Origin of the sequence: Mycolicibacterium setense, from assembly GCF_000805385.1 — a bacterium.
Taxonomy (GTDB): Bacteria; Actinomycetota; Actinomycetes; order Mycobacteriales; family Mycobacteriaceae; genus Mycobacterium; species Mycobacterium setense.
In genome coordinates this window covers 692,545-715,129 of sequence record NZ_JTJW01000003.1, presented here as the reverse complement: position 1 = coordinate 715,129, position 22,585 = coordinate 692,545, and the positions used below count along the sequence as shown (strand labels likewise).

Here is a 22,585-nt window from a genome sequence, read left to right as displayed (position 1 = left end):
GGCGTTACCGGACGGCGGCGACGGCGTCCGACCTACCGCACTCGACGAGCACCGCACCGGGCACTCGAGAAACCGTCGGAGCTACTTGCATGCGTCCTTCGCACGGGTTGGGCAGCGTCTGCGCCGGGCCAGACTTGCCGATGATGCGCATCGGGACCGGATCGCGCCCTGACCAGACAGGCACCGCGGCGAGCGGGGCATCGGGTAGCAATGTCAGCCACTGGTTCCCCACCCGCGCCATTGCCCCCCAGGTCTGCTCGCGCCCCTGCCACGCGAACAGCAACCCGGTGTCAACCGTCATGCCGTCGCGCAGGTCGTGAATCGAAACTGGTTGCAGCTCTTCTCGATTCTCGCTCACAGGGGTCAGCATGAGCGAGTCCGCATCGATGAACGTGGCGTCATGGCGATCAGGCAACCGGGCGATCACCCGTCCTGCCGCGACGTCGACAACCAGCGGCGCGCCGGCGCCGTTCACCAGCGCCCGGTCCCCTGCGGTGGCACCGATCGTCAGGTCATCGTTCGGCGCGAGCTCCCCGGGCCCGACGCCGAGCGATGATGCGGTGATCACGCCGTGTTGCTGCCCGGTCTGCGGATCCAGCACCTTTGTCAGCACATCGGGGCCGTCGTCGCATGTGCTCATCATGATGAAGTTTTCGGTGGCACGCATCGATGACTTGCAGTCGCGAGCGAATGTCTTGGTCCACAACTCATTTCCGGTCCGCGCCGCAAAGGCTGTCCACGTCGCGCCACCGCCCTGCTCCGGCCTGCTGGTCAACAGCACGCTCGACGTCAAGGGATAGTCCTCGTCGAACACGTCATGGTCGACGCGGGTCCACAGCAGCGCTCCGGTGGTCGCGTCGAGCGCGATCATCGCATCGGTGGGGATATATGCCTTCACCAGAACCACGCTGTCGGGGCCGGTGCCCGTCGTCCGTAATTCGCTGGCGTTGAAGCGGGGCACGCTGAAGGTCCAGCGCCGCTCCCCCGTTGCGCCGTCGAAGCCCACCACAGTTTCCTGCCGGTAGTCGGGACCGCTCTCGACGTGCACCCAACCAGCACCACCGGGCCGGGAGTAGGTAGCGAGCGATGTCACCTCGGCCCGGTAGGCAACCTTGCCGGTCAGTGTCGCCAGCGTGGGCGGATCGACACGCGCAGCAGTTTCGTTGTGGAACGGCGACTTTCTGGCAAGAGCCACGGTCGGCACAGCGAGTGCGACCGCCACGATCACTGCTACCGCAGCCGCGACCCACCGGCTCATCGGACGGGAGCGGGACGCAGGCCGGGGCGGTTCGTTGCGGTTGGCCAGCGCACAAAGCACCGCCAGCGCGGCAAGAGCCAGGCACGCAAACCACCAGGCACCGTGCGCGACCGTGGTGATGGCGAAGGGCCGCAGCGCGAGTTGATCGTCTGTCGCCCCACGAAAGGCCTTGCCGATGGTTCCCCGGCTCTGTGCCATCATCGCCGCCACGGCGAGTACGAACAACGCCGGGCTGGAGTAGGCCACGAACTTGGCCCGCCAGCCCGACGACTGCCGGTACACACGTCCCGCCGCGAGGTACAGCGCGGCCAACACCGCGACGCCTCCGACGACGAAGGTAGTGCGCCACAGCACCGTGGCGAGTGACGAAAAATCTTCCCCCAGAGGCAGTTCTGGGGTTCGCCGACTCCAGCCGAAGCCCAGGCTTACCACAGCGGCGAGAAGCAGTCCCAACATCAGCCCGACCAGGACGGCGGGTTGCCGGTAGGACGTGGCCTGCGCGTCGTCGTCGCCGTCGTGTGCGTCCTGATCCCCCGAGGTCATTCGCCAAACCTAACCCTTCGGCGGGGCGGGTCCCGGCAGATGTTCGACGTGCGCTGGCACCCGATGAAACCGCCCCTCAGCGTCCGGGTATTGAGATCGGCAGCTCACTGAGCAGCAGGGTGTTGCCTACCGCACCGCCCGCCCCGTCGGCGAGACGAACTGCCAGCCCGCAGCCTGCATGGCGGGTATCGCCTGGGCGAACCCCGCGTGGGTGCCCGACTGCGGATGGTTCATGTGAGCGATGACGATCGATCCGGGGGCCGCGTTCATGACGTTGGACCGCACGGCCGCAGCGGACGCGGTCGCGCCGTTGTCGGCGTTGACGGTGAATCCCAGCGGTTGCTCACCGAGTTCGTGCACGATCTGGACGGCCACGTCGTCATAGTGCGCGGTGCCGGGACGGAACCAGGTCGGGGCGCGGCCGGTCAGTGCGGTCAGCCGCTGGTGATTTCCCCACACCTCGTTGACCACCTCGTCGGCCGAGCGGGTCCCGACGATCCCGTACGCGGCCCGACCCGTCACCGACAGCGGCACATGCCGGGTGCCGTGGTTGCCGATCTCGAACAACGGGTTGCCGGCCAACTGCCGTGCCCGGTCCGGGTTTCGGTCGAGCCACTTCGAGTTGAGCATGAGCACCGCCGGCACGCCGTTGCGTTGCAGAGTGTCGAGCAACGCGTCGTCGCAGGCGCCGTCACACGCGTCGAAGGTCAGTGCGATCTGGCGGCCCGCGGCGGCGAATGCCGTGGTGATGCCGGGCAGGGCCATCCCCCACTGCGTGGGCGTACGCCGCTTGCCGGTCACTGCGACCGATGGCGGGTCGATCGTGTTCGGGTCGGCGGATGCCGGCGCGGCCCCGCCCCGCATGGCCCGGCCGGCGGCAATCGAACCGACGGCGCTCGCCGCCAGGAACGCGCGCCTGGTGATCACAGGCCGGACGGTAGGCGCGAATCTTGACGCCGGCCCGTCGATCAGCTGTGGATTGGCTGCGACCGTTGCCGCATCAGTGCCCCTGCGACAGCACGAACAGCTCGACCAGATCGCCGTTGCGCGCCAACAGCACGGTCTCGCAGTCGGGCGGGGTGCCCAGGTAATGGTCGGTCAGGACGTCGGCGCCGTCCAGGGTTCGAGTGCTGATCGCAAGCTGGGTTCTGGTATCGCAGTGGAATTTTGGGTCTTGGGCGAAGTCCTGATTCACGATCTCGTCATCACATCGCACGCTTCGCAATGGCGGGAAGCCCGGATTCTCCTGAGCCAAGGCTTGTTTCGCGGCGTCGAAACTCGTCCCGGCCGAGTACCGACCTCGATAGAAGTCGGCACCGGTGAACATCCGGTTCACGGTCATCTCCTCGAAGGTGAAGCCGCCCGGGATTCCGACCTGACGCATTTCCATCGCCTGGACCGCCTCACCGGCGTCCAGGTCGTGGTGACCGAGGTTGTCGTCGTCACCGAAGGACAGCGCGAAGACAACGATCGACGCCACGAAGAGCAGCCCCACCCCCGACACCACGACGGCGACGGCGATCAACGCCACCATCCACCAGTTGGTCCGCTGCCTCATCTGATGAGACTAATGGCCCCCGAATCGGTTCCGACGCGGCAGTTTCGGCGAATGGTGACGGTACCGCCCGAGTCAACTCCCCGACTGATACTTCTGCACCTGCGCGGCATAGTCATCGAGCAGGCGCAGCGATTCATCCTTGCCGACCGATGGCAGGTACAGCCCGAGCTGGCCGAAGCCGAGTTCCTCAGTGGCGCGCCAATAGTCGGCCTTGATGGGGGCACCGAACATCATCAGCGGCACGTCCTGAGCACCACCGTCACGCATCTGCGCGATCCGCCCGGCCAGCACGTCCCTCGGCAGCGGGTTGGAAATCCAGCCTGCGCCATGGCGAATCACGCGCCTGACCGTGGCATCGGAGTTGCCGCCGACGTAGATGGGCGGATGCGGTTGCCGGACCGGCTTCGGGCGGCAGTACGACGATTCGAAGTCGACGTACTTGCCGTGATACTCGGCGGGTTCCTCTGTCCACAGCGCCTTGATCGCCTCGATGCTCTCATCCAGCCGTGCGCCACGGGTTTTCGGATCGGTGCCGTGGTCGCGCATCTCTTCGAGGTTCCAGCCGGCTCCGACACCGAACACGAACCGGCCTCCGGAGATGAGGTCGATGCTCGCGGCTTCCTTGGCCGTGTGGATCGGGTCACGTTGGATCAGCAGGGCGACGCCGGTGACGAGTTCGATGGTGGAGGTGACGGCGGCCGCCGCGGCAAGCGTGACGAACGGGTCGAGGGTGTTGTAGTACCAGGGCGGCAGATCGCCGCCGTTCGGATAAGGAGATTCCCGGCTCACCGGGATGTGACTGTGCTCGGCAACGATGAGCGAGGCGAACCCCCGCTCCTCGATCGCACGGGCGAGTGACACCGGATCGATGCTGTCGTCGTCGACGAAGGTGGCGATGCCGAACTTCATTTCGCCGACGCTACTCCCAGCGCGGGCCGGCGAAGAGTGTGTCGGTGCCCCGCCGCCGCTCAGAGATCGGGTGGGCATCGGCCGGGAGCGGACAGCTGGCCAACACGCAGCTGCGTCTGTTCGGCACAGCACTCCGCGGGCCCGGCAAGCTCACCTTCCGCGAGCATCGCCAAGTTTCCCAGTGTCACAGGGTTGTTCAGGTGGGACATTACGGCGCGGCGGCAGGCGCACCCGGCATTTTGACCCGACGATCAAAATCCTGGCAAATATCAAGATATTGATTCATCTGCGGGTTTTGCCACCCCGCAAGTCTTGCAGCAAGCAAATCCGTTGGTCGATTGCTTGCGTGCGCAAAGACCGCCCGAAGACCCCCTGAGAAAAAGCTGAGATTCCCGATTCTTGGTGCGTAAATTCCTCCGCAAGCCGGGGGAATCGTTCCTCTGGGTCGGGGAATCTCACTACTGGAGCAACGTCGTCGGCGACTGGTGCCAGCGTCCGCGCATTTATTGACGCTGACGTCAACCTTCGCTGTCGGAGAGCGGGGAAAATCGTGGGGAAGCACAGCATCGCGGGAGCGCGCGGCCGCAGAAGCGCAGCGGGTCCGATCGCGACGGCAGGACTGGCGAGCGTGGCGTTGGCGGGAGCCGGCGTCATGCTCTTGTTGGGGCCGGACTCCCCGACGATGCGATCGGTGAGCGCGGACGTGAGGCTCGTCAACACCGAGGGTCCGTCCGGCGACGGCGGCTCCGACACCGGTAACACCCCCGGCGCCACCGGCACCTCCGGCACCACCAGCGACAAGCCCGAAGCCGGGAAACCGCGACATCGTGACGTCAAGAACGTGCAAGAACGCTTACGCGAGCGCGCCGACGAAGCCAAGGACGCCCTCAACGACATCGTCCGGGACACCGGACTCAAACGCGCCGCCGACCACGTCACCGCAAAGGTCAACGGCGACAAGGAGACCCGCAGTCCGCTCTGGCGTCACAAGTCGCAGGCAGCCGCAAAGAGCGACACGGCCGACAAGGCGGCCCCGACCGAAGCACCCACCGCCGGCGCCGCCGACGACCAGCCGCAGCAGCGCCCCACGCTGAGCCACCGCTTGCGTGAGGCCGCCGAGCGGGCGACGGCCAGGCCGGCCAACCCCACGATCAACGACCAGCAAGACAGCCCCACGACGCCTGGTGTATTGGGCCAATCGGGCGACTCCACGCCACCAGCGACGACCTTCGCCGCCCCGGCGCCGGCCCCGGCACCGGTCGCACCCATCAGCCCGATCACCGGACTGCTCTCCGCGGTCACGCTGGGCACGATCATGACGCCCAACGCACCGACCGAACCCGCCGACATGCCCGCTGTCTGGGCCGTAATGGCTTGGGCGCGTCGACAATCCGCGTACACGACGAGCAACGACACCGCAGCGAACCGCAATACCCTGCTGGCCCAGACCACAGCATCGGCCACCCTCGATCCGGGAGTCCTGGACCCGACCGAGATCGTCAATCGCTGGATCTATCAACCGGTGCACTACGGCACCCAGCTGTGGATCACGAGCCCGGTGGGCAGCGCCCTCGGTGGCGCGATCAACCAGGTATCCGGGCAATACCTGATCGGCAACGGCGTCGACGGCACCCTCGAAAACCCCGATGGCGGTGATGCCGGTTTGTGGATCGGCGACGGCGGTGACGGCTACGACGGTGCCGCGACCGGTGTGGCCGGTGGTGACGGCGGTGATGCCGGCTGGTTCGGCGACGGCGGCGAGGGCGGGACGGCCTGGGCCGGACTGGACGGCGGCGACGGTGGTGACGGCGGCAGCTTCATGGGCATCGGTGGCGGTGGTGGTGCCGGCGGCGCGTCTTCGAACGGACAGGCCGCGGGCGGAGGTGGCGACGGCGGCGACGCCAACGGCTGGCTGTTCGGCATCGCCGGTGACGGCGGACAGGGCGGCGTCGGTATCACCGGCACCGACGGACGAGACGGCGTCTGGGGCACCGACTTTGGAAACGGCGACGGCAACGGCGAGGACGGCGGGGTCGGCGGCGGCGACGGCGGCCAGGGCGGCAAGGGTGGCAACGCCACCGGATTCTTCTTCGCCACAGGCGGCGACGGCGGCCAAGGCGGCACCGCAGGAACCGGCGGGACCGGTGGACAGGGCGCCGACGGCGACGCCACCCACCTGAGCGGCGGGACCGGCGGCACCGGTGGAACCGGCGGTGGCACCGGTGGTATCGGCGGCGCGGCCGGCGCCGGCGGCGGGCTCCTCGGCCTGCTCGGCCACAGCGGAACCGTGGGCAGCACCGGTAACGGCGGCGCCGGTGGTGACGGTGGCGCTGGCGGCGACGGCTTCGGACTCGTATCCGGCACCGACAACACCGGAACAGCGACCGGCGGGACGGGCGGCGCGGGCGGACAGGGCCAGGCGTCCGAAACCGCCGGAGCCGGCCACGGCGGTGGCGGTGGCGGTGGCGGCGGTGGCGCCGTCGTGAGCACCTCGAACGGCGGAACCGCCAGCGGCACTGCGACCGGCGGTGACGGCGGGCGCGGCGGCGACGGTTCGACGACTGCGGCCGGCGGTGACGGTGGAACTGGCGGCATCGGCACGATCGAAGCCGACGGCGCGAGCACCAATGCCAGCGGCAATGCCACGGGCGGGGCCGGCGGCGACTCGATCGGCACGGGCACCGGCGGTGACGGTGGAGAGGGTCTGATCCAGGCCACCGGAGCCGCGAGCACCGCGACGGGCGAGGCGACCGGCGGGGCCGGTGGCGTTGGCATCGACGGCGGCCTGGGGGGCAACGGTGGACGCGGTGTCATCTCGGGTGGCTACGGAACTCTCGACCATCCCGGTGCTGCGGAGGGCACCGCACTGGGCGGGGCCGGCGGAACCGGAACCGGCACGGGCAGCACCGGAGGCGTCGGTGGCAACGCCTTCGTCGTCGCTGCCAGCGGATACGGAAACGACGCCTCTGCCAGTGGCACCGCCACCGGCGGAGCGGGTGGCAACGGCTCCAACGGCGGCCACGGCGGCGCCGGTGGCACCGGACTGGTCGACGCCGGCATCGGTGGCGACTACAGCGGCGGCACCGTCGTCAACGCCGTCGGCACCGGCGGGGCCGGCGGTGCCGGCGGCAACGGATATGACGGCGGTACGGGCGGACAAGGCGGAAAGGGCGGCGTCTTCGGCGAATACGGCGCCGCCGTCCACGAAAGCACCGCCACCGGCGGCAAGGGTGGCAACAGCGGCACCGGCATCGGCAACGGCAAGGGCGGCGACGGCGGCTACGGCTATGCCCTGTCCTCGATCGACCTTGTCGGGGGCAGCGTCACCGGCGGAGCCGGCGGCACGGGCGGCAACGGCGGAACCAACGGCGCACTCGGTGGGGCCGGCGGCGCCGGCGGCAACGCCCACCTGTGGATCGGCACGGACAACACCGTCCTCGGCGGTGCCGGAGGTGACGGCGGCAGCGGCGGCAGCGGCGGCGCAGGCGCGGGCCACAACGGCGGCGCGGGTGGTAACGGCGGCTATGCCACCATCACCGGCTACACGCCGGCTGGCGGCGTGACCGACAGCAGCGCCACCGGAGGCAATGGCGGTCTCGGCGGCAACGGCACCGCCACGGCTGCCGGCGGCACCGGCGGCGGTGGCGGAACCGCCACCCTCAGCGCCAACGGCGCAGACACCACGGTCACCGACGCCCACGCCACCGGCGGCAACGGGGGCGATTCGACGGGCACGGGCACCGGTGGCAGCGGTGGTGCTGCACTCGTTGGTGCGAACCTGGGCGGCACCGTGACCGACGCGAGCGCCACAGGCGGCGACGGCGGATCGGGTACCGATGGCGGCCAGGGCGGCACCGGCGGTTACTCCGAGGTCAGCGCGGGTCTGCAGGGTGGCACCGGCGGCAGCGCCTCCGGTGTCGGCGAAGGCGGTGACGGCGGTGACGCCACCGGTATCGGCAGCCTCGGCGGCAATGGCGGAAGCGGCAACATCCAGGCCGGATTCGTCAGAACCGGTATCGGCGGAAATGACGGCACCGCAAGTGGATTCGGCACCGGCGGCGCCGGCGGGGATGCGACCGGTGGTGGCAAGGGCGGCACCGGCGGTACCGGCAGCGTCGTTGCCGGCGGCACCGGCGCCATCGCCGACGGAATCGGTATCGGTGGCGACGGTGGCGACGGTCTCCTCGGCGGCACCGGCGGCAACGGCAGCAGCGGTCAGGTGGCTGCGCTGAACACCGGCGCGAAGGCCAGCGGTACCGGTCGGAGCGGCGACGGCGGTGACGCCACCGGTTCCGGAAGCGTCGGCGGAAACGGCACGATCGGCAACGTCCAGGCCTTCGGTGTCAACAGCGAGGCCAGCGGTACCGCCACCGGCGGTGACGGTGGCGCGGCGGCCAACGGCGGCAAGGGAGGCACCGGCGGGCAGGGCCGGATCGTGGCCAACGGCACCGGCAGCATTGCGACCGGCAACACCGCGACAGCCGGTGCCGGCGGCGACGCCACCGACGGCGGCAACCATGCAGCCGCGCTCGGTGGGCAGGCCTACGTGTTCGCCGGGGTGTTCGGTGATCCCGCCAGTGGAGGCGACATCACGGGTAGTACCGCCATCGGCGGCGACGCCGCCGAGTACAACGGCGGAATCGCCATGGTCGAGGCGGTCAACGGGACCATTTCCGACAGCACCGCCGACGCAGGCAACAGCGGCGCCGCGGGATTCGGTGGTTATGCGACCGTGCGCGCCACCAACGGCGGCACCATCTCCGACAGCAGTGCCATCGCCCAGGACACCAATGACACCGCCCTCGGCGGTTCGGCAACAGTGACCGCCGACGGCACCGGCAGCGCCGTCGATACCGGCAATGCCACCGCGGGCACCTCCGGGCTCGGCGACACCAACGGCGGCATCGGTGGTGACGGCGGCGACGCCAACATCGCCGCCACCAACGGCGGCAAGGTTGAGGACGCTGCTGCGACCGGCGGCAACGGGGGCGACGGCAGCAACGGTGGTATCGGCGGCAATGGCGGCAAGGGCATCGTCACCGCCACAGCCACAGGCAGCGTCGCCACCGGAACGGGTACCGGCGGCGCCGGTGGGAACGGCACCAACGGCGGTACCGGTGGCGCCGGTGCCGAGGGTGGCATCGTCGCCCAGAGGACAGGCAGCACGGCCGGCGGCACAGGTATCGGTGGCGCCGGCGGCAACGCTGCCGGCCTCGGCAGCACCGGCGGCAACGGCGCCGGCGGCTGGGTCCAGACCGGGCTCTACGCCGGGCTGGGCGACGGCAGTAAGGCCAGCGGCTACGCCCGCGGCGGTGCCGGCGGCGACGCAACCGACGGCGGCCACGGCGGCGCCGGTGGCTTCGCAACCATCATCACCACCGGGAATGCCTCTACCGCAGGCGGTTCCGCGTACGGTGGGGCCGGCGGCGACGGGTTCGCCAACGGTACCGGCGGCAGCGGAGCGCGGGCGCAGGTGGTGTCGAAGGGCAACGGCTCCGACGCCAGCGGCACCGTGACCGCAGGAAAGGGCGGCGATGGCACCGGTATCGGTGTCACGGGCGGCGCAGGCGGTCAGGCCATCATCAGCACGGGAGCGAGCTCCGGCCTCGGCGCCGACAGCACCGCCGAGGGCACCGCGACCGGCGGTGCCGGCGGCACAGGTCAGAACGGCGTCAACGGCGGCAATGCGGGTGGCGCCACCATCACCGCCAGGGGCACCGGTGACTCCATCACCGGCAGCACCGCGACCGGCGGTGACGGCATCACCGGGGTCAACGGCAACAACGCGACGCTCAACACCAGCCTGGGCACGATCACCGACAGCTCCGCGATTGCGGGCAGTAACACCGACCAGGCAGTCGGTGGCGGCGCAAGCATCAATGTCACAAGCGGCGGGGTGGTCAACGACACCCACGTCACCGGCGGCGACGCGGGAAGCGGCGCAACCGGTGGAACTGCGTCGGTGGCCGCAACCGGCGGTGCCCAGGTCACCAACACCTCCGCCACCGGGGGCAAGGGGTCGGACACCGCAGTCGGTGGCAACGTCACCATCACGGCCACCGACGCCGGCACCACGATCACCAACGCCACGGCAACCGGAGGCAACGCTGGGACCGGCGACGCCAACGGCGGCACGGGCGGCAAGGGCGGCGATGTCAAGATCACCGCCGACACCGGTGGTCACGTCGGAACGGATGACCAGACCGCGACGGTCATCGGCGGCAACGGCGGCAACGGAACCAACGGCGGCACCGGCGGAGCCGGCGGCACCAACGGCGCCGGGGGCGGCCAGACCGAATTTCTGGCTCGGCATGGCGGCACCGCCTACGGCGAGGTCCGCGGCGGAAGCGGCGGTGACGCTGACGGCGCCGGCAACAAGGGTGGCGAAGGCGGGTTCGGTTACATGAGTGCCGGCCGGGACAACCTGGTGGTGTCCGCGCCGGGCGGCGGCAATCTGACCATCGCCCCCGGAAACAACGCCCTGGCCCACGGGACTGTGGCGGGCGGCGACGGCGGGACCGCTTCCGGTGCAACAGGTTCCAAGGGAGGCAATGGAAGCAGAGTGGCCATCAATGCTGCCGGCAACAATGCCGTTGCCGAAGGCACCATCACCGGCGGCAAAGGCGGCGACGGCACCGGCGGCGTCGGCGGTGGAGATTCGGGCATCTCGTCGATCAGCGCGCTGGGGCCGAACGCGAAAGCAACCGGTGTCACCGCGACCAGTGGCGACGGTGGTGACGGGATCAACGCAGGCACAGGAGGCAAGGGCGGCTACTTCCAGATCGGCGCCTACAGCTTCACTGACACCAACGGCGCCACCTACACCAACAACACGGTCACGACAGGCGACGGCGGCGATGGCACCGGAGCCGTGGGAGGCAACGGCACCAGCCTGACCCAATCGGGCTCATTCATGGGCGTCCCGGCTACCGCCACTCCGGGAAGCCCTGTCACCGGCAAGACGGTCATCACGACAGACGGCGCGGACAACCCGTAGTCGACGGCACCAAAGCAGAGGCCCCGCACACGTGATGTGCGGGGCCTCTGCCGTCGTCTCCTACACGATGCGAAGTCCGTCCGGAACCTTGCTCAGGTCACGCCAGAACGCGTCGTGCACAAAGCGATTGAACAGATCCGGCGGCAGCACCGTCTCGCGTGGTTCTGCTTTCACCTCCGCGCGCACGGTGTGCAGCCCCGGCGTCCCCGCCCGCTCGTCGAATTCGCTCACGTCGTAGTCGACGTGGTCGAAGTCGTGGTCGAAAACCGGCTCACCGATGAATTCGTAGATGGCGTGCAGAGCCTTGGCGGGTTCGGTGGTCAGGGTTTCGTACTGCACCAGCAGCAGGCGGTCACGCTGCGCGCCGAAACACGCCTGCTTGAGGGCGTCGTACGGACCGCCGACCATACCGTCTTGTCCGGCAACATCATTGGCCCTCGTGTAGACGGTGCCACCGGGGCTGTAGTTGAAGATGGACGACGGGCTGAACACGTTGCGCTGCACCAGCCGCTCGATGCTGTCGATCACCCACGGCAGATCACGCACGCACGCAACAACTTTCGCGTCCGGAAACAATTGTGCGATGGCCGGCATCCGCGCACACCAGCCACGGTTGGTGTCGAAGACCACCTCGGCGGTGCAGTCCGAGTAGTAGCTGGCGAACAGCCCGCGCAGGATGCGCTCGCGCTTGGCATCGTCGAGGAACACCGAAAACTCGTTGCGGGCGCTCATCTGGGCAAGCAGGGCATCGAACAAGCCGGCCAAGGGTCCCGACATCCCGGCCTGAAATCGGGGGTTCTGTCGCAGCAACGCCGCCAGCAGCGTCGACCCCGATCGCGGGAGACCCGAGATGAAATGCAGCGCCGTCACTGTTTTCCTTCCGCCCGTAGTCCATCGAACACCACCGAGGTGACCTTCTCGGCCACGTCGGCGTTGTAGCCGTGCACGGCCTGGCAGCCGACCAGAAGTGCCTTGACTTCGGGGACGGTGACGTCGCCGCGCACGGTCCCCGCGCGCTGGGCAGCCTGGAGCAAATCCCCGAGGACCCCGAGATACTCGCCCTCCGCTTCGGGGACCACGTTGTTGATGTCGATGCCGAACCCGGCGAGGGCGTCGACCAGACCCCGGTCGGCGGCGCCCCACTGCAGCACCATCGACCTCAGGAAGTCGAAGAGTCCGCCTGCGGGGTTCGCGGCGAGCAGGCTACGTCCCTCCTCGACGACACCGCGGATCCGTTCGGCGATCACCGCCTGGAACAACGCCTCCTTGGTGGGAAAGTGCCGGTAGACGGTGCCCGCCCCGACCCCGGCGCGGCGCGCGATCTCGTCGATGGGCACGGACAGTCCGTCGGCCGCGAATGTCTCGTAGGCGACGTCCAGTACCCGGGCACGGTTTCGTGCCGCATCCGCACGCACTCGCGATCACCTCACAACCAGTCGGTGCCAAACCATTGACAAAGCGGAGCGCACGTTCCGTATAGTCGGACACAACCGGGGCACACACTCCGTTTAACCCTCCTAGGAGTCTCTCATGACCAAGTGGAACGCCGCCGACATTCCGGATCAAACCGGGCGCACAGCCGTCGTCACCGGCGCAAATACCGGCCTCGGGCTCGAAACCGCCAAGGCTCTGGCCGCCAAGGGCGCCCGCGTCGTCCTCGCCGTCCGCAACCTGGAAAAGGGCGAGGCCGCCCGCGAGTGGATCTCCCGGTCGGTTCCGGAGGCCGACCTCCAACTGCAACGCCTCGACCTGGGCTCGCTGGCATCGGTGCGCGACGCCGCAGATGAGCTCAAGGACAAACACGACCGCATCGACCTGCTCATCAACAACGCCGGGGTGATGACTCCGCCGAAGGAGACCACCACCGACGGGTTCGAGCTGCAGTTCGGCACCAATCACCTCGGGCACTTCGCCTTCACCGGCCTGCTGCTGGACCGCCTGCTGCCGGTGACCGGGTCCCGCATCGTGACCGTCAGCAGCATCGGGCACCGTTTCTCGCGCGGCATCCATTTCGACGACCTGCAATGGGAGCGCAGCTACAACCGCCTCGTCGCCTACGGGCAGTCCAAGCTGGCCAACCTGATGTTCACCTACGAACTGCAGCGCCGCCTGGTCGGGCAGCGCACCACGGCCCTGGCCGCCCACCCCGGCGGATCCGACACCGAGCTCGCGCGCCATCTGCCGCGCGCCATGCAGGCGGCAATCCCCGTGGCACGCCTGCTGTTCCAGGAGGCCGCCATGGGTGCGCTGCCGACGCTGCGGGCGGCGACGGATCCGAGCGCCCTGGGCGGGCAGTATTACGGCCCCGACGGATTGGGCGAGCAGAAGGGGCACCCGAAGGTGGTGACGTCCAGCCGACAGTCCTATGACATCGATCAGCAGCGTCGGCTGTGGGCGGTGTCCGAGGAGCTGACCGGTGTGACGTTCCCGGCGCTGCAGGACACGCCCGCCTGACCTCACGGTGCCCAGATCGACACCAGGGCTGTGATCGGGGCGGGCGGCCACGACCCTGGTGTCGATCTCGGCGTTTGGCGACAATCCGCACAGCGATCCGCGACTAGGCTGGCACTCGTGTCGCTCTGGGACCCCAGGAATGTGCCGCCCTATCCCCCGCCCCGCTACACCGAGGACGAGCCGGAGGTCAGCGCCTGGGTCAGACGCGCCGACCAGCCGCCCGACTACGACTCGTTCGGGTTGGTGAAGTACCACTACCTGGCCAACCAGCAGCAGACCAACGGCGACTACGGTCTGTATCGCGTCGACATCAGCCCACAGGGCGGCGGCCCCGGCCCGCATTTTCACCGGGCCATGTCGGAGGCGTTCTTCGTCTTGTCGGGCACGGTGAGGCTCTACGACGGGAACGAGTGGGCGGATGGCAACCAGGGTGATTTCCTGTATGTTCCACCGGGCGGCATCCACGGTTTCCGTAATGAGGCCGACGCGCCGACGTCATTGTTGATGTTGTTTGCTCCAGGTGCGCCACGAGAGGCCTATTTCGAAGGGTTGGCCCAGTTGGCCGACCTCACCGACGCCGAACGCGCCGAGTGGTTCGTCAAGAACGACAACTACTTCATCTAGCGACACGCCCGGTACTTTCCTGCAGAGATGCGCCGGTGTAACGCGCTGGCCTAGACTGCTTTCCGACTGAGAGGAGTCCTCGGGTGCGGGCTGAAGCAGCGCCCAGCACCCAGGCACTTCGGGGCTGGCAGCGCAAGGCGCTGGTGCGGTATTTGACCGCCAAGCCACGGGATTACCTGGCGGTCGCCACGCCCGGCGCAGGCAAGACGACGTTTGCGCTGCGGATCGCGGCGGAACTGCTCAACGATCGGACCGTCGACGCGATCACGGTGGTGGTGCCCACCGAGCACCTGAAGATTCAGTGGGCGCAGTCGGCCGCACGTAACGGCATCGCGCTCGATCCGAAGTTCAGCAACTCCAATTCGCAGACCTCGGCGGAGTACCACGGGGTGGTGGTCACCTATGCCCAAGTTGCCAGCCACCCCACCCGGCACCGCGTGCGCACCGAGAACCGCAGGACGCTGGTCATCTTCGACGAGATCCACCACGGTGGCGATTCGAAGAGCTGGGGCGACGCGATGCGCGAGGCCTTTGACGATGCGACGCGGCGGCTGTCCCTGACGGGTACCCCGTTCCGCAGCGACGACAGCCCGATCCCGTTCGTCAACTACGAGCCCGACGAGAGCGGGTACCAACGGTCCCGCGCCGATCACGTGTACGGCTATGCCGATGCGCTGGCCGACGGCGTGGTGCGGCCCGTGGTGTTCCTGGCGTATTCGGGCGAAGCACGCTGGCGCGACAGTGCCGGCGAGGAGCACGCCGCGCGACTCGGCGAACCGCTGACCGCCGAGCAGACCGCGCGGGCCTGGCGCACCGCACTGAACCCGGCCGGTGAGTGGATGCCCGCCGTGATCGCCGCGGCCGACAAGCGGCTGCAGCAGAAGCGTCAGCATGTGCCCGATGCCGGCGGCATGATCATCGCCACCAATCAGACCACCGCGCGGGCGTATGCGGACCTGCTGACCAAGATCACCGGCGAGGTCCCCACGGTCGTGCTCTCCGACGATCCGGGCGCCTCCGATCGGATCAGTAAGTTCTCCGAAGGCACCAGCCGCTGGCTGGTCGCGGTCCGCATGGTGTCCGAGGGTGTCGACGTGCCGCGCCTGTCGGTCGGTGTGTACGCGACGAGTGCGTCGACGCCGTTGTTCTTCGCACAGGCCATCGGCCGGTTCGTGCGCTCCCGCCGTGCGGGTGAGACCGCGAGCATCTTCCTGCCGTCGGTGCCGAATCTGCTGCTGCTGGCCAGTGAGATGGAGGCGCAGCGCAACCATGTGCTGGGCAAGCCGCACCGGGAATCCGACGGACTGGACGACGAGGCGCTCGAAGCGGCCGAGAAACGCAAGGACGAGAAGAGCGAGCTGGAGAACGGCTTCGAGTCCCTTGGCGCCGACGCCGAGTTGGACCAGGTCATCTTCGACGGCTCCTCGTTCGGCACGGCGACGCCCGCGGGCAGTGACGAGGAGGCCGACTATCTGGGCATCCCCGGCCTGCTCGACGCCTCCCAGATGCGAGATCTGTTGCGCCGCAGGCAGGATGAGCAACTCACCAAGCGCACGGCCGAGGCCGCGGTGTCGGGCGGCCCGCCGGCGTCGCGCACCACACACGGCCAGTTGCGGGAATTGCGCCGGGAACTCAACGCTCTGGTGACCATCGCACATCACCGCACCGGCAAGCCGCACGGCTGGATTCACAATGAGCTACGGCGCATCTGCGGCGGGCCCCCGGTGGCTGCCGCGACGACCGATCAGCTCAAGGCCCGCATCGAGGCCGTGCGGGACCTGAAGGCCTGACGGGCCGAACGCACCCGATACGCGCCAATAAATTCAGAGTCGCCCAAACTCGCCCGAGACCGAACTGGAACTTGTTACAGTCGGCCAATTGCGTTCTGTGACAGTCAGAACAGTTGGGGGAGGCGAAATGACGACGACGTCGGCTACCGCTGGAGGCGCACGATTCATCGGACGGGTGGGCGCTCTCGCTGTCGCGCTGGGCATCGGTGTGGCGGTGGCCAACGGCTCCGCGATCGCGTCGGCCGGGACGGGCAGCCCGGACTCGTCGGGCACATCGTCGGGTACCTCGTCGGGTACGTCATCAGGCGCAACCGGCAGTCCGAAGTCGGATAGCTCGACGCCCAAGCGCGGCCCCCGCAAGCCGTCGTTGCCCGGCCCGGACAAGCTGGCCAAACGACTCGGCGAGGTGTCGGCGAAAGTGGAGTCGGCCCTTGGCGGCTCGAAGCCCGGTGAGCGTCGATCGTCCGCGGTCTCGACCGACCGGAAATCCAAGGCAGATGACGCCGAGGAAGCCAAGGGCGGCAAGTCGGCCTCCACCGCGGCCAACGAGGTCGAAACCGCCGTCGGCAATGTGCGGCAGGCGGTGTCGCGGGCCATCGGCACGACAACCGATGCGCCCCGCAAGCGGCCGGCCGCGCCGGAGAGCAAGCCCGCCCTCACGGCCGAGGTGGACACCCCCGGGGCCCCGCAGCCGCTGACGTCCATCACAGTCCTGACCAAAAGCGTTGTGAGCCAAGCACTCCCGTCATCGATTCCCACGAGCGCTCCCGCGCCCGCCCGCGTCATCCCGCAATTGGTGGCGGACGTGACGGAGCGGCTCAAACCGCTCATCCCGGAAACCCCGGTGAACCCCGTCAACGACATCGGGCTGGCGGCACTGTTGGGCTGGTCGCGCCGCGACGGCGGGCAGGGCCCCTCGGTCGATCTCTTCGGCCGGTCTCGGGAGACCCAGCAGGTCGAAAGCACCGTCACCACCTCGGCGGTGGTCGACGAGGCGACGAGCACACTGGCCACCGAGGAACAGCTCGCGGCCGAGCGGGAGGTCGCCCGGATCGTCAACACCCCGGTCGTGCAACTGGCCAAGGTGGTCTTGATGGCGGCCTGGTACGTCGAGGCGGCCAAGAACTTCTCCGCGGTCGGCGGTCCTGACTTCACGAACCTGTCGCAGCTCCACCAGGCCGCGACCGAGTTCGCCAACCAGTCGGCGACCGAGTTCCTGCTGCTCAATTCGAACGATCCGAAGCTGCTGCTCCAGGTCAACCCGCCACACAGTTGGAACGGGCAGGACGCCGGTGGCACCCGTATCTGGTACGACAACCCGGACACCGTCTACCGGTTCACCGGTATCAACGGCGCCTCCACCTACGAGATAGAGGGGAAGGTCGCGGGATACGACCCGGCCGATCCCACGACCCACCCCACTTCCGCCAACACGAATTTCAGTGTGCTCACCGGTATCAACGGCGTGACGGCGGCGAACCTCAGCGGTGAGGATCTCAGTATCAGGGATGACGGGACGTTCACCATCGTGGTGAGTCCGGACGCAGCGCCGGCCAACCCCGAACAGGGCATGAACTACATCCAGGCCCCGTCCAACTCGACCATCCTGGCCACCCGAAACACCTTGGGAGACTGGAACACCGAGTCGCCCATGACGCTGACCATCGAAAAGACCGACGGCCCGCCCAGCAGCTTGTTCAGCCAGATCGGCGGATTCGCCATACCGGGCCTCGGCCAGACGGTGATCGAGAATCCGGCCTTGATGAGCCTGGTGTCGGTGATCCCGGCGTTCGACAAGGTACCGCTGCTGTTGTCGTCCACCGAGACCGCGCTGCTGATGCTGGTCACCGGAATCAGCGGCGAGAACACCTACATGTCGGTGGCGACCGCCACCGGCACGCCCAACACGCTGTCCCCGCCACAGCACAACGCCCAGTTCCTGTCCACGCAGTTGCAGAGCGCCGGCTACTTCCAGCTCAAGGACGACGAGGCGATGATCATCACCGTCGATCCGGGTGATGCGGAGTACTTCGTGGTGCCGGTGACCAACGACTGGACCATCACCAACGACACCCGCAATCAGCAGACCAGCCTCAACAACAGCCAGGCGATCAAGAACGCCGACGGCACCTACACCATCGTGGTGTCCAAGAACGATCCCGGCGTGGCCAACTGGGTGTCCACCGGCGGGCTGAACCAGGGCACCATCTCGATGCGGTTCCAGGGTGTGGACCCGGATTCCGCCAACAACCCCACGGTGACGACGCGGGTGGTGAACGTTTCGGAGGTCGCGGGCATCGTGGCAAGTGATCCGAACACCACGCCCGAGCAGCTCAACTACGACCGCGCACAGCAGATCGCCGAGCGCCAGGCCGGGTACGACAGGCGCTACACGGTGTAGATGCCGGCCGGGCCAAGGGAGACCGCCCGAGCCGAGGGAGACCGCCCGAGCCGAGGGAGACCGCCCGAGCCGAGGGAGACCGAGCCGAGGGAGACCGAGCCGAGCGCCGTTTTCTGCGTGCGGGTCGTGCTCGCCTCGACAACCACAGCCGCGGCGTGGAAAACGGCGCATCGCCGGCCGGCCAGGCCAGCCAGACGGGGCGCCAGACGGCTACAGTCCCAGAAGCTCGGGAAGGTCGGCGACCGAGTCGATGACGTAGTTGGGTTGCATGGCGAATTCGTCTGCGGCCCAACGGTCCAATGTGTCCTGGCGGAACTTTCCGGTACGCACCAGCACGCCGGCCATCCCCACCACCTGGGCGGCCAGCACGTCGTTGTTGAGGTCGTCGCCGATCATGTACATCTCTTCGGGGTCGACGCCGAGCCGGTTCGCGGCGGCCAGGAACCCTTCCGGAGCGGGCTTGCCGACGGCGGTGGCCTTGCGACCCGAGGTCTCCTCCATGCCTGCCAGGTACATGCCGGTGTCCACCCGCAGTCCGTCGGTGGTGTTCCACGCGGTGCTGCGGTGCATCGCCACGACCGGCACGCCCTGAGCCATCCAGTCGTAGACCCAGCTGAGGGTGAGGTGGTTGTACTCCGGCCCGGCACCTCCGAGCAGCACCACGTCCGGGGTCTCCGGTGCGGCCGGTCCGGTGAAGTCGCTGGAGTAGACGACGTCGACGCCGGGCATGTCCTCACCGATGTGTCCGCTGTTGACCAGGAAACATCGGGCGCCGGGATAACGGTCGCGTACGTACTGGGCGGTCAGCACCGCGGCGGTGATGACCTCGTCGGCGGCGACATCCATGCCTGCCGCGCTCAGCAGGTCGGCGATCTGCGCGCGGGTGCGGGTGGTGGTGTTGGTCAGGTAGGACCGGGCGATCTGATTCTCGGCCAGTGTCCGCAAGGTCTGCGCCGCGCCGTCGATGGGCTGCCAGGAGGTCACCAGCACACCATCGATGTCGAACAGCACTCCACCGATAGCCATGCAGCGACAGTAAACGCCGGTGAATTCAGCGCAAGTCGGGGCCTGCCGGGCCGGCCGCCCAGGCATTGTCGGCCACCCACGGCGAGGCGGCCACCGCCACCGACCACGCGTGTTCCGCGGGCACGTCGATCACCTCGTAGCGCTTCTCCCCCGCCGCGGTCGCGGCGATCAGGGTGGCGACCCCGGCGCGGCGCTGAAACAACGTCTGCCGCACCGTCCATCCGATGATCCCGGCGGTGTCGAGGTGGTCGCGGCGACGCTCCAGGCTGCCGGCGCGGGCCACCAACCAGCCGTCGTGCACCAGGTGGCCCAGTGATCGTGCCCGGTCCGCGGCCAGCAGACCGGCGCACCCGGTCAACAGTGCCCACAGCACCCACGCCCATGGCGGCACCCCGGCCACCAACAGCACCACGCCCACGATCAGCGGCAGCGTCAGCGCGCGAGTCCAGCGCCTGCGCGTCGCCGCCGGTCCGTGGGCCACCAGCCGTGCGTCGACGGCGCCGGGGTGGTCTATCAACTCGGCCAGCACTTTCCTGGCGGTGCCCGCGGGGCAGGGCGGCAGCAGGAGCGACGCTTCCCCCTCGCCGCCGACGCCGGTCATCACCGCGTCCAGGCGCGCACCACCGAAGGCGCGTACCAGTAAGGGTTCACGCAGTGTGCCACCACGCATCCGGCGCATGTCATAGGTGTGTTCCCGCAGCCGCAGCAGGCCGTGCTGCAGGTGAAGTATGTCGGAATCTCTGCGCAGCACCAGATTCCCGTACGTGAGCAACGACCTCAAAACGGACAACACCACCGAGGCCACCAGCACCACTACGCCGACGGCTACCACGCTGACCAACCCGCCGAGGCGTTCGGCGGCCGCAATGCCGGACTGGGCGAGTTCCGAATCCTGTAGCACTGCACCGATTCCGGCTTGGTAGATCACTCCGGCCGCCGCGGCGATCATGGCCAGGCCGGTGAAACTCAGCGGGCTGTAGCGCAGCCAGGACGGCTGCCAGCGGGCCAGCTCCCGGCCTGCCGGCGCATCGGCGACCGGGACGGCATCGGCCAGCAGGATCGCGCGCAGCCGCGGCACCTGCTCCGCCTGGACCGCGTCGAGGGCAAACTCGGTGTCGCCCTTGGCCTCCTGGCCGGTGCTGATCCGTAGCACGGTCAGCCCGAGAAGCCGGTGCAGCAGCCGGGCATCGGTGGAAACCGAGCGGATCCGGTTGCGCGGCACCGACAGCACTTTGCGCTGCAGCAGCCCGGTGCGCAGCCGCACCTCGCCGGCTTCGATGCGGTAGCTGGTGGTGAACCACCGCGCCACGCCGACGGCGACAGTGAGACCGACCGCCGCGAACGTCCACCCGGAGTTGCCGGTCGCCGAGCCCAGCACCACCGCACCGATCAGCAGCGGAATCTGTTGCAGTACTTCATGGACCGGGTGGACCAGCAGCATGCGTGGGCTCAGCCGCTGCCATGGCGGCTGGGCGGCCGGCTCAGCCGGCGGCGGCCCGATGACCGGCTCGGCCGGCGGCGTCACGTGGCGTCCTGTTCACCGATCGCCGCGATATCGGTCAGCTGCGCCACCACCCGTTCGGCGACATCGTCGTCGAGCGCCACGATGCGCACGGCACCGGCCGAGGACGCCGTCGTCACCGTGACATTGGCCAGGCCGAACAGCCGATCCAGCGGGCCGCGGTAGGTGTCCACGGTCTGCACGCGGGAGATGGGCGCGATGCGGCGCTCCTGCACCAGCCACCCGGTGCGCGTGTACACCGCGGGTGTGCCGGATCCGACGTTGATGTCCCACCGGTGCACGCGGTAGCGCCACAGCGGGACGACGACCACGAACACCACCGCGCCCACGACCGTGACGGCTGCGGCCGCGATGTGCAGCCACGGCATCCGTGAATCGAGCACGAACCAGATCAACTGGGCGAAGGCCAGCATGGCCCACGGGATGGCCGCGCTCAGCGCCCACACCAGTGGCGCCTTACGGCTCGGCGGCTGGGCCGGATCGACCAGATTCACTGGGCGAACACCGTCTTCCAATCGTTCTTCATATCGACGACGGTCCAGCCGTTCGGCCCGGCCGCCTGCAGCGCGGTGACGAGTTTTCCCGAGGCCGGTGGGTGGGCGTCGTAGGCGTATTCGCGCTCTGCGTCGGTGTGGTGGATCAGCACACCCAGGCTGGGTCGCGGGTTGTCGATGGTGGTGTACTCCAGCATCGCCTGGTCACCGTCGCTGTTGCCGACCGCCAGAATGGGGCGCCGGCCGATGAATTCGTGGATGCCCGACGGCTTTCCCGCCTTGTCGTCGACGAATACGTAGTCCAGGGTCTTGACGAGCACCGGTTTGCCGTCCCGCAGTTCGTATTTGGTGGTGCCGGTGGAGCCGACCACCTGCCCGGGCGGGATGCCGTACACCCGCTGCGCGAACACCCGCATGAAGTCCGCGCCCCCGCCGGAAACGATGTAGGTGCGGAACCCGTTGTCCCGCAGATAGTTCAGCAGCTGTTGCTGCGGTTCGTACGTCAGCTGATCGTAGGGCCGGTCGAAACGGGGGTGCTTGGCGGTGGCCATCCAGTCGGTCACGCGCTTGTCGAACTCTTCGGTGGTCATCCCGGCATGGGTGAGCGCCAGGACGTGCAACAGACCGTCGTGCCTCTCGCCCGCGAGCAGCGTTGCCACGTCGCCCTTGAGCGCCGCCTGCACCATGGGATCGGCGGCCAGCGCCGGCTCCTGCGGAGCCCTGCGTCTGAGCTCGTCGAAGACGAACGCCGCCTGGAACGGCACCGGTGCCTCGGCCCACAGCGTCCCGTCGTTGTCGAATACCGCGATGCGGTCCTCCGGCGCCACGAAATCGGGGGTGTCCGCGGTGGTGACGCGTTTGACGTAGTCGGTGATCGAACTCTTCGCCGACGTGTCGTTCCACGCGGACAACGGATCTGCGGCACGGTCGTCCGGTGAACACCCGGTGATGCACAGCAGAATGGTGAGCAGGACCGCCGGCAGTGTGCGCATGACTCCCACACTGCTAT

15 protein-coding genes are annotated in these 22,585 nt (G+C 68.6%); 5 read left to right on the top strand and 10 right to left on the bottom strand.

All coding sequences use genetic code 11. The features are described 5' to 3' along the window. Positions 1–4: 4 nt before the first annotated feature. From QQ25_RS04825 to QQ25_RS04810, 4 genes are all read right to left on the bottom strand, one after another. On the bottom strand, positions 5–1,801 hold the full coding sequence (locus QQ25_RS04825) for a BamB-related PQQ repeat family beta-propellar protein (RefSeq protein WP_039377519.1): 1,797 nt from the start codon (positions 1,799–1,801) through the stop codon (positions 5–7). A 126-nt stretch (positions 1,802–1,927) separates the two neighbouring features. Then, positions 1,928–2,728 (bottom strand): polysaccharide deacetylase family protein, encoded by an 801-nt coding sequence (locus QQ25_RS04820; protein ID WP_039377518.1) that lies wholly within the window; start codon positions 2,726–2,728, stop codon positions 1,928–1,930. Positions 2,729–2,801: 73 nt separating this feature from the next. Further along, a complete protein-coding gene (locus QQ25_RS04815; RefSeq protein WP_039377517.1) occupies positions 2,802–3,359 on the bottom strand; it encodes a hypothetical protein in 558 nt (185 codons plus the stop codon). Between the two features lie 72 nt (positions 3,360–3,431). Beyond that, positions 3,432–4,268: an LLM class F420-dependent oxidoreductase gene (locus tag QQ25_RS04810; RefSeq protein ID WP_039377516.1), complete on the bottom strand. Its 837-nt coding sequence runs from the start codon at positions 4,266–4,268 to the stop codon at positions 3,432–3,434. 550 nt (positions 4,269–4,818) lie between these two features. Between QQ25_RS04810 and QQ25_RS31510 the strand changes: the two genes are divergently transcribed. Further along, a complete protein-coding gene (locus tag QQ25_RS31510; RefSeq protein WP_169748625.1) occupies positions 4,819–11,265 on the top strand; it encodes a beta strand repeat-containing protein in 6,447 nt (2,148 codons plus the stop codon). Between the two features lie 60 nt (positions 11,266–11,325). Here QQ25_RS31510 and QQ25_RS04795 read toward each other — a convergent pair whose 3' ends face one another. After that, positions 11,326–12,135: a sulfotransferase family protein gene (locus QQ25_RS04795; RefSeq protein WP_039377515.1), complete on the bottom strand. Its 810-nt coding sequence runs from the start codon at positions 12,133–12,135 to the stop codon at positions 11,326–11,328. After that, positions 12,132–12,680, bottom strand: a complete 549-nt coding sequence (locus QQ25_RS04790; protein ID WP_039314300.1) for a TetR/AcrR family transcriptional regulator — start codon at positions 12,678–12,680, stop codon at positions 12,132–12,134. Before QQ25_RS04790 ends, QQ25_RS04795 begins: the two co-directional genes overlap by 4 nt. 115 nt (positions 12,681–12,795) lie before the next feature. Here QQ25_RS04790 and QQ25_RS04785 point away from each other — a divergent pair, with 115 nt between their 5' ends. The 4 genes from QQ25_RS04785 to QQ25_RS04770 all read left to right on the top strand — a co-directional run bounded on the left by QQ25_RS04785 (position 12,796) and on the right by QQ25_RS04770 (position 18,534). Beyond that, the gene (locus tag QQ25_RS04785) at positions 12,796–13,719 is read left to right on the top strand and encodes an SDR family NAD(P)-dependent oxidoreductase (RefSeq protein ID WP_039377514.1); all 924 of its coding nucleotides are present in this window, start codon (positions 12,796–12,798) and stop codon (positions 13,717–13,719) included. A gap of 117 nt (positions 13,720–13,836) precedes the next feature. After that, positions 13,837–14,343 (top strand): cupin domain-containing protein, encoded by a 507-nt coding sequence (locus tag QQ25_RS04780; protein ID WP_198530759.1) that lies wholly within the window; start codon positions 13,837–13,839, stop codon positions 14,341–14,343. Between the two features lie 83 nt (positions 14,344–14,426). Continuing rightward, positions 14,427–16,133, top strand: a complete 1,707-nt coding sequence (locus QQ25_RS04775) for a DEAD/DEAH box helicase (RefSeq protein ID WP_039314291.1) — start codon at positions 14,427–14,429, stop codon at positions 16,131–16,133. Between the two features lie 127 nt (positions 16,134–16,260). Then, positions 16,261–18,534, top strand: coding sequence for a DUF1214 domain-containing protein (locus tag QQ25_RS04770; RefSeq protein WP_039377513.1), 2,274 nt, complete (start codon positions 16,261–16,263; stop codon positions 18,532–18,534). Between the two features lie 210 nt (positions 18,535–18,744). On the opposite strand, the gene QQ25_RS04765 is transcribed toward QQ25_RS04770, so the two are convergent. The 4 genes from QQ25_RS04765 to QQ25_RS04750 all read right to left on the bottom strand — a co-directional run bounded on the left by QQ25_RS04765 (position 18,745) and on the right by QQ25_RS04750 (position 22,568). Next, positions 18,745–19,560 (bottom strand): HAD-IIA family hydrolase, encoded by an 816-nt coding sequence (locus QQ25_RS04765; protein ID WP_039377512.1) that lies wholly within the window; start codon positions 19,558–19,560, stop codon positions 18,745–18,747. A 25-nt stretch (positions 19,561–19,585) separates the two neighbouring features. Further along, positions 19,586–21,001 carry a PH domain-containing protein gene (locus QQ25_RS04760; protein WP_052235665.1) on the bottom strand — a complete coding sequence of 472 codons (1,416 nt, stop codon included), beginning with the start codon at positions 20,999–21,001 and terminating at the stop codon, positions 19,586–19,588. 80 nt (positions 21,002–21,081) lie between these two features. Next, on the bottom strand, positions 21,082–21,576 hold the full coding sequence (locus QQ25_RS04755; RefSeq protein WP_039377511.1) for a PH domain-containing protein: 495 nt from the start codon (positions 21,574–21,576) through the stop codon (positions 21,082–21,084). After that, complete coding sequence (locus tag QQ25_RS04750) at positions 21,573–22,568, bottom strand: HAD family hydrolase (protein WP_039314279.1); 996 nt, start codon at positions 22,566–22,568, stop codon at positions 21,573–21,575. The genes QQ25_RS04755 and QQ25_RS04750 overlap by 4 nt, the downstream gene beginning before the upstream one ends. Positions 22,569–22,585 lie beyond the last annotated feature (17 nt).